The sequence below is a fragment of the Ilumatobacter sp. genome (genome assembly GCF_049588435.1).
Classification (GTDB): Bacteria; Actinomycetota; Acidimicrobiia; order Acidimicrobiales; family Ilumatobacteraceae; genus Ilumatobacter_A.
The window spans coordinates 1-12,619 of record NZ_JBAVYV010000218.1 but is presented as its reverse complement, the minus strand read 5'-3'; the positions used below and the strand labels follow the sequence as shown (position 1 = coordinate 12,619).

15 protein-coding genes are annotated in these 12,619 nt (G+C 65.8%); 6 read left to right on the top strand and 9 right to left on the bottom strand.

Annotated elements, in window-relative coordinates:
* Positions 1-617 precede the first annotated feature (617 nt).
* On the bottom strand, positions 618-1,211 hold the full coding sequence (locus WBV89_RS08380; protein WP_423980878.1) for a TetR/AcrR family transcriptional regulator: 594 nt from the start codon (positions 1,209-1,211) through the stop codon (positions 618-620).
* An 87-nt stretch (positions 1,212-1,298) separates the two neighbouring features.
* Here WBV89_RS08380 and WBV89_RS08375 point away from each other — a divergent pair, with 87 nt between their 5' ends.
* Entirely contained in the window at positions 1,299-1,760 is a 462-nt protein-coding gene (locus tag WBV89_RS08375; RefSeq protein WP_423980877.1) for a nuclear transport factor 2 family protein, read from the top strand.
* Between the two features lie 27 nt (positions 1,761-1,787).
* Here the strand turns inward: WBV89_RS08375 and WBV89_RS08370 are convergent, their stop codons facing one another.
* Positions 1,788-2,201: a hypothetical protein gene (locus tag WBV89_RS08370; protein ID WP_423980876.1), complete on the bottom strand. Its 414-nt coding sequence runs from the start codon at positions 2,199-2,201 to the stop codon at positions 1,788-1,790.
* Positions 2,202-2,365: 164 nt separating this feature from the next.
* On the bottom strand, positions 2,366-2,704 hold the full coding sequence (locus WBV89_RS08365; RefSeq protein WP_423980875.1) for a hypothetical protein: 339 nt from the start codon (positions 2,702-2,704) through the stop codon (positions 2,366-2,368).
* Between the two features lie 351 nt (positions 2,705-3,055).
* Here WBV89_RS08365 and WBV89_RS08360 point away from each other — a divergent pair, with 351 nt between their 5' ends.
* Both WBV89_RS08360 and WBV89_RS08355 read left to right on the top strand, forming a co-directional pair.
* Positions 3,056-3,646, top strand: coding sequence for a DUF4389 domain-containing protein (locus WBV89_RS08360; protein ID WP_423980879.1), 591 nt, complete (start codon positions 3,056-3,058; stop codon positions 3,644-3,646).
* 233 nt (positions 3,647-3,879) lie between these two features.
* Positions 3,880-4,194 (top strand): hypothetical protein, encoded by a 315-nt coding sequence (locus tag WBV89_RS08355; protein ID WP_423980874.1) that lies wholly within the window; start codon positions 3,880-3,882, stop codon positions 4,192-4,194.
* A gap of 89 nt (positions 4,195-4,283) precedes the next feature.
* On the opposite strand, the gene WBV89_RS08350 is transcribed toward WBV89_RS08355, so the two are convergent.
* From WBV89_RS08350 to WBV89_RS08340, 3 genes are all read right to left on the bottom strand, one after another.
* Entirely contained in the window at positions 4,284-5,048 is a 765-nt protein-coding gene (locus WBV89_RS08350; protein WP_423980873.1) for a YoaK family protein, read from the bottom strand.
* Positions 5,049-5,206: 158 nt separating this feature from the next.
* Positions 5,207-5,584 (bottom strand): VOC family protein, encoded by a 378-nt coding sequence (locus tag WBV89_RS08345; RefSeq protein ID WP_423980872.1) that lies wholly within the window; start codon positions 5,582-5,584, stop codon positions 5,207-5,209.
* A 176-nt stretch (positions 5,585-5,760) separates the two neighbouring features.
* Positions 5,761-6,897, bottom strand: a complete 1,137-nt coding sequence (locus WBV89_RS08340; protein ID WP_423980871.1) for a helix-turn-helix transcriptional regulator — start codon at positions 6,895-6,897, stop codon at positions 5,761-5,763.
* 135 nt (positions 6,898-7,032) lie between these two features.
* Here WBV89_RS08340 and WBV89_RS08335 point away from each other — a divergent pair, with 135 nt between their 5' ends.
* From WBV89_RS08335 to WBV89_RS08325, 3 genes are all read left to right on the top strand, one after another.
* A complete protein-coding gene (locus WBV89_RS08335; protein ID WP_423980870.1) occupies positions 7,033-7,935 on the top strand; it encodes an MBL fold metallo-hydrolase in 903 nt (300 codons plus the stop codon).
* A gap of 26 nt (positions 7,936-7,961) precedes the next feature.
* Positions 7,962-8,546 (top strand): hypothetical protein, encoded by a 585-nt coding sequence (locus WBV89_RS08330; protein ID WP_423980869.1) that lies wholly within the window; start codon positions 7,962-7,964, stop codon positions 8,544-8,546.
* Positions 8,547-8,716: 170 nt separating this feature from the next.
* Entirely contained in the window at positions 8,717-9,220 is a 504-nt protein-coding gene (locus tag WBV89_RS08325; protein ID WP_423980868.1) for a hypothetical protein, read from the top strand.
* A gap of 5 nt (positions 9,221-9,225) precedes the next feature.
* On the opposite strand, the gene WBV89_RS08320 is transcribed toward WBV89_RS08325, so the two are convergent.
* From WBV89_RS08320 to WBV89_RS08310, 3 genes are all read right to left on the bottom strand, one after another.
* On the bottom strand, positions 9,226-10,755 hold the full coding sequence (locus WBV89_RS08320) for an MFS transporter (protein WP_423980867.1): 1,530 nt from the start codon (positions 10,753-10,755) through the stop codon (positions 9,226-9,228).
* Between the two features lie 114 nt (positions 10,756-10,869).
* Entirely contained in the window at positions 10,870-11,187 is a 318-nt protein-coding gene (locus WBV89_RS08315; RefSeq protein WP_423980866.1) for a DMT family transporter, read from the bottom strand.
* A 148-nt stretch (positions 11,188-11,335) separates the two neighbouring features.
* On the bottom strand, positions 11,336-12,529 hold the full coding sequence (locus WBV89_RS08310) for a CaiB/BaiF CoA transferase family protein (RefSeq protein WP_423980865.1): 1,194 nt from the start codon (positions 12,527-12,529) through the stop codon (positions 11,336-11,338).
* Positions 12,530-12,619: the final 90 nt, after the last annotated feature.

Here is a 12,619-nt window from a genome sequence, read left to right as displayed (position 1 = left end):
CATCGGAACCTCCTGCGAAACTTCTCGCCCGCTCCGCGTGGTGCGTCCTCGAATCCAGCGTGCCCCGGTCGCGAACCCGACAAACGCGCCTCCGCCAACTTTGTCGGCGCGACGTCGGTCACTCGTTGCGAACGAGTTCTGCGCGTATCCCGGCCGCCTGTGCTTCCTTGACGATCATCTCGCCTTCGAAGATCGACGTGCCAATCTCGATACGAACGACGTCCGACATGGCCAAACCCTACGACAACCAACCGTCGGTGGTCGATCGTCGGTGCTTCGCACGCCCTGGGCGGGGTCGGTCGACGGGAAGGACAGGTTCGTGAGCAGCGAGATTCTTCATGGGTGATGCAGCGTCACCGTCGACACGTCGGCGTCGACGCCGCCTGGTCGCCCAGAAGTACGCCGGCCGCATCGGCCGAGTGCCGAGGGGCTGAGTCTGGTCTGGATGTCGAGCAGCATCAACGCTTCGTGTTCCACCCATGCGTTGATCAGCCGCTGTCGGCCGTCGCAATCCCATGCTCGCTCATGTGCGTTCGGATCATCACCCGCTGGTCCCAACGTGGTGTGCGAGCGCGTCCACCGCGCGGCATCGGCACGTTGAGCAGGGGTGGTCTGAGCTATTCAGCCAGCGTGGCGTGAGTGGTTCGGGGTGCGGCGGAGACGGCGGCGACGACGTGCAGGGCGATGGCCCTCAGGGGATCCGTGCAGCGAAGTGTTCGGCTCAGGACGAAGCCGCCCTCGACGGTGGCGACGAACATTGTGGCGAGGTCGTCAGCTGCGTCGGGATCGATGTCAGAGTTGATGAGGTAGTTCTCGGCGGATGCGATCCAGGAGCTGAATGCTCGCTCGGCCGCTCGCCGGAGTGGTTCGCTGGTGTTGGCGACTTCGCGAGCGATCGTGCCGATGGGGCACGGGTCGACGAAGTCGGATTCCTCGAGCACATCGGCGGCGCTGTCGAAGAAGTTCTCGAATGCGTCGACCGGGTCGGGATGCTCGGCTGCGATCGATTCGAAGAGCTCCCGGTACACGGCGCCGGTGGTGTCAATGACCGCAACGCCGAGGGCTTCTTTGCCTCCGGGGAAGAAGTGGTAGATCGAGCCGGTCGTTGCCTCGGCGGCCTCGGAGATCTGACTGAGCGATGTGCCGTTGTAGCCGTAGCGGCGGAACAGTTCGTTGGTGGCGACGATGATCCTGTCCCGTGTCGTCACCATGTTCCGAAGTGTAGAGCGACGTTTCACGTCCTGTAGAGCGAATGTTCTAGAGTGATCGTTCTACGACGATCACTTGGAAGGTGCACCGTGTACAAAGCGACGATTCGAGCCCTCCTGCGTCACAGCGTGAAGCGACTGAACGCTGGTGATTTCTCGCTGATGCTGAAGATGGCGAGTCCGGACTTCGAGCTGGCGTTTCCCGGGGTGCATTCCTGGTCGACAATGTTTCGTCCCCAAGTTCTGAGTCGGGAGCGACACGCCACTCATCTCGGGATTGATGAGGCGGTCGCGTTTGCTGAGCGTTTTGTTGCCGAAGGGATCCAGTTCGAGATCGAGGACATCCTTGTCAATGGACCACCATGGAACACACGGATCGCAGTGCGGGTGCGCGACTTCATCTCAGGACCGAGCGGCCAGGGCGATGCGTATGCGAACCGCGCGATTTTGTTCCAGGAGATCCGTTGGGGACGGCTGGTGCGCTGGGAGACCTACGAAGACACGCAACGTGTCGCCGAATGGGACGCTCGCCGAGCCAACCCCAGCCGATGACGCGTGCGAGGTGGGGGATGTGGAGCGTCAGCGCTCCGAACCCTGTCTGGAAGCCGTGTTGCGACGGCCCACTCGCCAGGCACCGACCTGGAGCGCCGACCCTGCGACGACCAGGACGACTCCGGCCACTCGTGCCGCTCCCGCCGTCGTCGGACCGAGTCTCGACGACGTGACGGTCATGGCGTCCGGTGAAACCAGGGCTGCGACACCGACGCCGAGGTAGAAAAGGCCGCAGCCTGCCAAGACCGCGGCCGTCAGCCGGCGAGAAGTCTCCATTCCCAAGTTGGCGATGCCGATGAGGAGAAACAAGGCGGCGATGAAGAGCACAACAGGCCACTCGTACAGCGTCTCGGAGTACCCCTGGCTCGTTCGAGCGATCTGGGCCACAACGACGATCACTGCACAGCCGATGAACGCCCAACCAACGACTCGATCGTTCATCCGGCCGACATTGTGCCTGCCGACCCCGGAACTCGACAAGGGAGCGCCTGGCAATCCCCGACGAGCAGTGAAATGGCACGACACCCGGCTCCTCGGTTCGGTTCATCGTGCGCCGTCGATCGTCGGTCACATGCCGAACCCGACGTTGTACGAGTCGCCGCGGTTCAGCCGAGCACGAGGACGGCGACGGTCAACGCGACGGTCGGTGCCAGGAGCACGCCGATCACGACCCCGAACGCCCAGAGCACCGGTCGCCGAGACATCAGCGGCAGGGCCCCCGGAAGCATCCGCTGGACCTCCGCGGGTGCACACGGTTGCTCCATCACGGCAGCGCCGATCCGTCGGGCGACCTGGAGGAGATCACCAGAGTTCCAATAGGTGCCGTTGACGCACAACGAGCGACCACGCTCTGGCCGGACCATCAGCATCGGCGCGATGCCGGCGTTGGGCTGGGGAACCGACGCCAACAATGCCCAAGACGCTCCCAAGTCGCGGACGTTCATGCGAGCCTGCAACAACGCGCCGAACCAGCAGGACAGTCCCTCAAGCAGTACCTCACCAACGACCTCTCGTCGCACGATCCCCGACGCTCGCCGATGTGATGGAGCGAATCGCACAACGCGCGGGTGGCGCGCTCCGCTCGACGGCCGGTTGGCGCCTCACGAGCGCGACAACCGTCGCCGCTTCTGATCCACCCGTCCGATACTCCAGGTCGGCGCGTTGAGTAGGCTCCGCGGCGGAACGAAGGGTTGGCCATGACAAACAACGACGAAACACCACCGGCATCCGCCGAACCGTCAAATGCCGGGCGGCCGGGATCTGGGTACCCGGCACAGCTCGATGTCGCGTATCCGATGGAGCTCAACCGCGTGACGACCGCGTTTCGCATCATTCTGATCATTCCGATCGCGATCGTGATCGGCGTCCTGTCCGGCGGCGGGACCCAGGTCACCCAGACCGCGGGAGGAGAGTGGGTGACCACGACCTCGGCCGGGGTCGGCAGCGCCTTGTTCGGCGCGACGCTGCTGATGATCTTGTTCAGAAAGCGATACCCCCGCTGGTGGTTCGATTTCGCACTCGAACTGACCCGATTCAGCGCCCGCGTCGGCGCATACCTGGTGCTGTTGACCGACACCTACCCGTCGACCGTCGAGCATCAAGACGTCACGTTGGACATCACCTACCCGAACGTCGAGCAGGACCTGAACCGTTGGCTCCCACTCGTGAAGTGGTTCCTCGCCATCCCCCACTACATCGTGCTCTTCTTCATGGGAATCGGTGCCTTCTTCGTCGTGATCGTTGCATGGTTCGCCATTCTGATCACCGGCCGGTACCCGCGCGGCCTGTTCGACTATGTGGTGGGCGTCGGGCGATGGGGACTGCGCGTCACCGCGTATGCGTTCTTGTTGACCACCGACCAGTACCCGCCGTTCTCACTGCGCTGAACACGAACCGCGTCGTGGCCCCGGGCTGACGTCGCACCGGCATGCAATCAGATCGGTTCACCACGACCACGCGTGCTACCGCTCGAATTCACTGGCCTGGCTCACGCCGACGCGTGCCACGTCGATCAGTCCCGATCATCGACGTGGGGTCGGCAGGTTCACGCGGTGCGATGGCCGCTGCGCACCCAACCTTCTCGAACAGCTCCATGCGTGGGCGCGCTACGGTTCGAGACATGACCGACGGTGACGCGATGGAGACGCTGAGCCAGGCAACGACTCGTCTTTCGCTCGCCGGCTACGTCGAGGACTACCGGTCGCACGACAGGCGCCTCGTATGCGGGAAGTGTGGAACGAGCCACGACCCCGCCGAGATGACCATCGACGCGATCGTCCGTTTCGAAGGCGACAGCAATCCTGACGACGAGGCCATCGTCTATGCGCTCGACGCCGGCTGCGGACACCGCGGCCTCTACATATCCGCATACGGATCCGGGGCCACCGCCGATGACATTGCCGTCGTCGCTGCGCTTCCCGATCAAGCACGCTGAGGCCCCGCGACACAGACGCATCTCTGAGGTGAGATCCAGCGCGCGGGACGCCTCGTCACGCGTTGTTCTTCTCGCCGAGCAGGACCGGTTCAGTAGTCGGTCGTCCGGCGCTCGGCACGCCGGGTTCGGGATTCGGCGTAGGCGGCGCGAAACCCAGGACTCGAGCGGATGTAGACGACGAAGGCCAGGAGAATCGCTGACGGGATGAGGAGGAGCAGCGGGGCCGATCCGAGCGCAGAAGCTGCGGCGGCGCCCCCCACGTAGCAGGCCAGAACACCAACGAGCACGATGACCGTGGCGGAGCGCCGACCGACAGATGTTCGTTCGGCGCCACGGAGGCCGAGCGCCACCTTTTCGCCGATCCGGACGATGGTGCCGGTTCCGTAGGTGGTCGCGACGGCGATGCTGCCGACCCGTCTCAGCGACGAGGCCTGGAGACCCATCGCGAGCGCTCCGACGCCGATCACGAGATAGTGGACGGGGCTGGCTTGGTTCGAGAACTCGACGTCGCAGACGATCACGATCATGGGGAGCGAGAGCGTGAGCAGCGCTTCGACGACGAGGAGTTCGTCGGGTCGAACCGTCTTGTTCTGCTGAAGCCGCCGGTCATGGTGTGCGATGGCGACGACAACGCCCGTCGCAAAGGCGAAGAGCGCTGCGAGCGATCCTGCAGCGATGGACCAGTCACCCGATCCACCGAAGATCCCGACTCTGACCATGTTGCCACTCATGTTCGCGACGAAGACGTTGGTCACGTACAAGAAGAGGTGCGCATCGATGAACCCAGCGATGCCCGCAAGCGAGAATGCCAGGACGAGTGGCCCTGAGGGGTGATGAGCGGTTTCAGCAGTCACTGCACGTCGTGCTGTCGGTCGACGTGCGTCACGCTTGGCGAGGCTAATCCCCGCAACCCACGAGCTGAGAGAGCCGACCAGTCGGCCCCTGAGACGTCGCCGTTCCGGCGCGTCTCGTCTCGCGTGTCGATCAACGTCGCTCGACACGCTCCATGCGGCTAGCGGCCGTAGCTGCGAAGTTCGATCGTGTTGCCGTCGGGATCGTGAACGTAGAGGCTCGACGCGAGACCCCGGGCGCCGAAGAGGTGGTCACCTCGTCGTGACTCGGGGAACGAGACGGCGAGGTCGTCGAGGTCGGTCGGTTCGATCTCGAGGCAGATGTGGTCGACGTTGGCGCCATCGCCCGGGCCGTCGAACAGGTCGATGATCGTGGTCGGCGTGATCCTCACCGACGGGAACGGGACGTCTCCGCGACGCCACGACTCGACCCGTTCCGGTTCGAGCCCGAGCACGTCGACATAGAACGCGAGCGACGCTTCGATGTCCGCGCAGCGCAGCACGACGTGATCCAGTCCGATTGTTCTGACGAGGGCCATCCAGCCTCCACGCGGTGATGGTCAAGCCGCGCTGTCTCACCGCTGAGCAGGCGACGGCACGTGTCCTGACCCGCCGCACCGTAGTGGATGTGTCGCGAGAGGTGTTGCCGATCGGTTCATGGCCGCGATGGACGAGCGACGCAACGTCGAGCCAGGCGACCGACACCGTGAGCGCGTCACGCGGTGGGATGGAACCAGCCGCTCGGGGCGATCTCCTGACCGAACCGAGGTTGATACTGATCGAAGAAGATCTTCCCCATCAACTCGCGTCGACTGCGGACGTCTGCCTTGGCGAAGATCGACTTGAGGTGGTCCTGCACCGTGTACGCCGAGACGTGGAGCGTCGCTGCGATGTCCTTCGTCTCGAGACCCTGGAGGACGAGTTGCGTCACGTCGCGTTCGCGGACGGTCAGACCGAACGCCTCCACGACGAGGGGAATGATCTCGGGCGGACGGGCGTCTTCGATCGTGATCACCACGTTGCCGGTCACCCCGTCGTGAGCGGCCATCGGCGATGCCTGAAGCACCACCCAGGTGCCGTCGTGCAACCGCAGCCGACCACGCGGCACCGTCGACGACCGCCCCTGGGCGAAACGTCGAGCGCTCGCGACGAGCGCCGCGATCGTTCCGATCGGGCTGGCGCAGTGATCGCTGACCATCACCTGGCGGAGGCGCTCCTCGGCTCCGACGCTGATCTGGTCCATCCGGTCGTGCGCATCGACGATGATCACGGCCGGTCCACTCAGGACGCGATCCGACGGCCGGGATGCCACGCTGCTGAGCAGACCGAGGCGGAAGCCGTTCGCGAGCATGGTCGACAGCGTCGACGCGAACTCGACGTCCGCCTCGTCGAACGGGTCGTCGTCGGGGTCTCGGAAGAACGCGAGCGCACCCCACATGCGACCGTCGACGCATGCCATCAGACGCAACTCGTCGCCGTAGCCGTAGTGCGGTTTGATGCAGTCGCGGAGCCGAGTCGAGCGGTCGAGGTCGCCCCCGGTCACGATGTGCAGGCCGACGGCCCGCCCCGGGGTTGCCGCGACGTCGAGAAACGAGGTCGCCTCGTCACCGCCGTACTCGATCAGTCCCCACTCGAGGTCGTGCTCGTCGTTGCCGTAGAGGTCACCGAACTTGTAGGTGCTGGTGAGCAGCGATGTCGTCGGATCGAGGGTGGCGACACAGGTCGCGGTCGGGCGCAACACACGGCGGACGGACTCGTCGATCTCGGCGAGGAAGGTCGAGAGGTCGAGCCCCGCGGCGGCGACGACCTCGACATCTCGACGGACCCGTTCCGCCGTGAGCGCACTGAGCATCGCTTCATTCTCTTCCTTTCGCGAGCCGGGCGCCATCCCAGATCGCTGGGAGTTCCTCACACCCGCAGGCGACCGTCGCAAGGTCCGTGGCGATGCGGGATGGCGACCGCTGGCGCGAGTCCGGACGATGGGTTCATGACACTCACCGAATCCACCTCCACTTCCACTCCAACTTCCACTTCCACTTCCACTTCCACTCGGTCCGATCCGACCACCGAACGGCTCGCTCCGATCGAGATCGCTCCCGAGACCTTCGTGATCCACGACACCTACTCCCCGCCCGGAGCACCCGGCGCCGTACACATGAACTCGATGCTGATCCGCGGCGCCGAGCCGATCGTCGTCGACACCGGCACCCCGCTCAACCGAGCCCGCTACCTCGACGATCTGTTCGGCCTCGTCGATCCCGGTGATGTCCGCTGGGTGTTCCTCAGCCACGACGACATCGACCACTACGGCAACGTGCACGAGGTGATGGACGCGTGCCCGAATGCGACGCTCGTCGCCAGCTGGTTCCTGTGCGATCGCATCGGGGTCGACCGTCTCGACGTGCCCCCGATGCGCTGGCGCTGGTTGAACGACGGCGAGACGCTGGACGTCGGGGATCGCACCGTGGCCGCCATCCGACCGCCGCTCTACGACTCGCCGACGACCCGAGGTCTCTTCGACCCGAAGACCGGCGTGTACTGGGCCTCGGACTGCTACGCCAGCCCGGTGCTCGGACCGACCGCATTCGTCGACGAGCTCGACCCGGACGCCTGGGCAGAAGGCTTTCAGACATTCCAGGCCTGGAACAGCCCGTGGGTGTCCATGGTCGACCCGCAGCGATTCCACGAGGCATGCGCAGTGATCGAGCGGCTCGCGCCGACCACGATCGCCAGCTGCCACGGCCCGACCGTCGGCCCGAGCCAGATCGACCGAGCGTGCGAGATGCTGCGCCGAGTACCCACCACCCCGGTCCCGCCGCAGCCGAACCAGCTCGTCCTCGACGAGATCGTCACCGCCATCCAGTCGATGGCCGCCGGGCTCGAGTCGTGAACCGTCCGAGATCAGGGAGAATCGCCATGCACCGCATCAGTCGACGACTCGCCACCGCCGCATGTCTCGGCCTTCTCGGGTTGATCGGCGCCGCCTGCGGCGACGATGCCGGAGCCGACACCCCCGCTCCGGCGACCGAACGACCCCCCGAGCACACATCCACGGGAGATCACGAAGCCACGACCGTCACCATCGACGGCGTCGACTACGGCTTCGAGAACGTGCCCGGGTCGGTACCGGCCGGCACCCGAGTCGGGTTTCGCAACCGTTCAGCGAACGAACTGCACGAACTTGTCGCGTTCAGGCTCGACACCGACGCCCCTCTCGATGAGTTGCTCACCCGACCGCCGGCGGAGCTGGATTCGACGCTCGGCGAACCGGTCACCGTGATGCTGCAGCCGCCGGGGGCACCGGAGGCAATACTGGCCGTCGGCGATGGGACACTGACCGAACCCGGTCGATACGTCCTCATGTGCTTCATCCCACTCGGTGCCGACCCGGACGAGTACATGGCCGCCGTTGCCGCGGCCGACGGCGGCAAGCCCGAAGGCGTCGCCGGTGGCCCTCCCCACTTCACCGCCGGCATGGTCACCGAGCTCACCGTGGACTGACCACTGCGACGAACGGTGCGGGTTGCGTCCGGTACCGGCGGGATCAGCCGTCGAGCACCGGACGCGCCGTCGCGGGTGGCCGGCCGCGGGCAACTACCGCCCCGGGCAGCGATCTGCTCTAGCGTGGCCCGGTGGGATCGATCTGCAACAGCGGGCGCAGAAGAGGGCCGGTGTCCTTCGCTCGAGCAGCATGTGCAGTGCTCGCGGTCGCGCTCGTCGGATGCTCGTCCGACCCGGAACCCGAGCAGACGACGGTGGCGGCCGCCGATGCCTTCACGAGCATCGTCCGATGGGAGATCGATCAACTCGAACCGGTCATCGACGACGACGGAAACGTCGAGGCGCCGGTGATCTACCTCGCCTCCGGCTCCGGTGGAACGATCGACGTGCGCGTCCAGGCCGACGTCGTGGCCGAGATCGGCGACGCTGCGGTGATCCGTTTCGCCGATGACGGCCGCGATGCGATCGACGAGAGCCTCGACAACGAGCCGGTGAAGGACGACGGTGTGCTGATCGTGCTCGACGACTTCCAACCCGATGCGGCGACCGTCGAGGCCCGCATCGTGCGCTATCGATCGATCGACGATGATGAAGCCTGGCTCCTCGAAGTCACCGTGGCCGGTGATCGGACCACCGTGAAATCGGCAAGTGTCGCCGCCGAAATCCCGACCTGACGTCCCTACGACGCACGCGCCTGGAGCTCTCCGTCGAACAACCCGCTCACGGCATCGAGCGCCCGACTCGCGTCATCGCCCGTCACGGCGTGCTCCGGGTCGATCGCTGCTCGTCGCAACTCGTCGAGCAGAGTGCGGCGCTCCCGATCCTCGTCCACGAATGGTCCGTGCACTGCTTGGGCCAGGTCCGCAGCGGCGGAAGCGTCGATGATGACGGTGCGGTACTGCCCCGCATCCAACGCGCGGTGTGCCAGCATGACGCGCTGTCGGGCGCCGGCCAGCGCATCGACCGACGCCTCCTCGAACTTGCGCGCGTCGCGGAGCGCTCGACCGAACACAGCGAGACCTGGCAGATAGATCGCCGTCAAGATCATCATGCTCACCTCGGGAGCGAGAGAGATCGGCGTCGCGATCAACCCGCCGAACACCCACGCGAGCTGGAAACGCGTCTCGTACCGCGCTCCGGCGCGGCCGAGCAACGCCTCGGGCGCCCGGCGTTGCAACAGACTGTCGAACGCATTGCGACCGAGCGTCGTGGACAGGCCGACGAACGCTGCGATCACGAGGAGCAGCGGTGTGGAGACACCGAGGATCCCGACCGCCGTGAACGCCGCCGGTGCCGCGATCGCCACCCCGATCAACTGCTGTTCGCTGAACCGCCGGCGAAGCAGGCCGACCACGGTGTGGCCGGCAAACGCCCCGAGTCCGTAGCACGCCGCCGCGAGGCCGTAGATGAGCGCCGGCTGGCTCTCGCGCCGCAGCGTGAACGCGAGCGTGAACAAGAAGAACCCGACGGCGGCACGGATCGCCACCATGCCGACCGACCCGACGAAGACCACGGGAAGGTGAGTCTCGGCATATTCGACGTCGTCGGTCGCGACGGCGCCCCGGTTCGGAGTACGGACTCGCAGCACGACGAGTGCGGCGAGCGCGAACAACAGGGCGCCGACGCTCAGCGTCCCAGTCGGTCCGCCGACCGACAGCAGGGCGGCTGCAGCAATCGCACCCACGGCTGCCGTGATACTGGCGAAGCGCGCGAGTCGCGCGTTCGTCGCCACGAGTTCGTCAGGGTCCTCGACGAGCTGCTGCACCAGAGTCTGCTTGACCACGCCGGATGCCTTGCTCGAGATCAGCAGGATGAGCGCCAGTGGATAGAACGTCAAGTCGAGCAGGAAGCTGACCATCGCCATGCAGCTCGCCGCTCGCAGCACGTAGAAGATCGCAGCGACGAACCGTTGCGACCGCCTGAACCGGTCGACGGCGGGGCCGACGAGCGGGGCCAACACTGCGAGCGGCGCCATCGTCACGAGGAGGTACAGCAACACCTGACGCCGAGATGCATCCGGACTGATGTTGAAGAACAACGATCCGGCGAGGCTGACGGTGACGAACGCGTCGGCCGATCCCGACAATCCGTGCGCCACCGAGAGCGGAATGATCCGACCGTCACCGAGCAGGAGGTGGCGAAGTCGGCGACCAAAACGGCGCCAGCGCTTCGAGCCCGCGGCTGGCGAACTCTCGGACGCGATCTGCATTGCTCATATCTTTGCCGACTCGCTCGGTCGGTTGATGAACGCCGTCGATCGCGTCGGGCGCCGTCGAAGGAGGCGCCCGACGTCCGTCGTGCTGCGTCCGGACAGATGAGACCGTCAGGCAGCGGTCGCTTTGACCGCAATGATCGAGACGACCAACGCACCGACCGCGATGACCTGCGCCGGGTTGGTCTCGTCACCTCTGATCAGCGTGCCGACCAGGAACGCTCCGACCGCACCGATGCCGACCCACACCGCGTACCCCGTGCCGATCGGGATCGTCCGTGTGGCGACGCTCAGCAGGTACATGCTCGTGCCCAGGGTGGCGAGAAAGCCGAGGGTCGGTACGAGACGGGTGAAGCCCTTGGTCTCACCGAGCAGACTCGCCCAGGCGACTTCGAAGAGACCGGCGATGATCAAGATGATCCAGGCCATGACGATTCCTCCTGCGCCCGTCGTTCCTACCGGTACGGTGCGCCCCTCGTCGGGAGAACCGCATGTCACGGTCCACCGGTTCAACGATACCGACCGACCGCGTCGGGCGGTTGTGACGATCATCCCCTCGTTCGAGCGTGGTCGGGGATCAGACGACCCCGGCCTCGCGGAGTGCGGCCACGCGCTCCGCGTCGTACCCGAGGGTCGCGCTGAGCACCTCGTCGGTGTGTTCGCCCAACTCCGGCCCGACCCAGCGGATCTCCCCCGGCGTGTCACTGAGCTTGGGGACGACGTTCTGCATCGGGAAGTCGCCGAGTTGCGGGTGGACGAGGTTGACGATCGCCTCGCGCGCCTTGAAGTGGGCGTCGGCGAGCATGTCGGGTGCCGTGTAGATCTTGCCGTTCGGCACCGAATGCTCGTTGAGCACCGCTTCGAGGTCGTCGGCATTTAGCGTCACCGACCAGTCAGCGATCAACCCGTCGAGCATCGACTGGTTCTGTCCTCGCGCGGTGTGAGTGGAGAATCGCTCGTCGTCGCCCCACTCCGGCTTTCCCATCGCGGTGGCGAGACGCTTCCAGACCGTGTCCTGGTTGCCCGAGATGAGATGCTCCCGGCCGTCGCGGGTCGGGTAGGCGTTCGCGGGCGCGACGTTGGGCAGGATCGACCCCGTGCGCGGCCGGATGTAGTCGGCGATCGTGTACTCCGGGATCAACGATTCCATCACGCCGAGCACCGCTTCGTACAACGCCGAGTCGACGATCTGTCCTCGTCCAGTGCGCTCGCGGGTGTGGAGCGCCGTGAGCGCGCCGATGCACGCGAACGTCGCTGCGAGCGTGTCGCCGAGGCTGATCCCTGCTCGCGACGGAGCACGGTCGGGCTCACCGATCACCGCGCGGATCCCGCCCATCGCCTCGCCGATCGCGCCGTAGCCGGGGCGGCTCGCATACGGTCCGGTCTGCCCGTATCCGGAAACGCGCACGACGATCAGTCGCGGGTTGATCCGCTGCAGATCCTCGGGTGCAAGGTTCCACTTCTCGAGCGTTCCGGGACGGAAGTTCTCCACGAGGATGTCGGCCTCGGAGATCAGGTCGCGCACGACCTGCTGGCCCTGCTCGTCGCGGAGGTTCAGCGTGAGCGAGCGCTTCCCGCGGGCGACGACCGGCCACCAGAGCGACCGACCCCCCGCCTTCTCCCGGCCCCACTCGCGCATCGGATCACCGGTTCCTGGCGGTTCGATCTTGATCACGTCCGCGCCGAAGTCTGCGAGGAGCTGGCCGCAGAAGGGGCCGGCCAACAGCTGCCCCATCTCGATCACCCTGAGATCGTCCAATGCCTGCACCACAGCTCCTCGTCAGCTTCTGAAGTCGAATGATCGACGGTCACATGAGAGGATGCCACCCATGAACGAAGATTCGATCGGAGCGCCATCGAC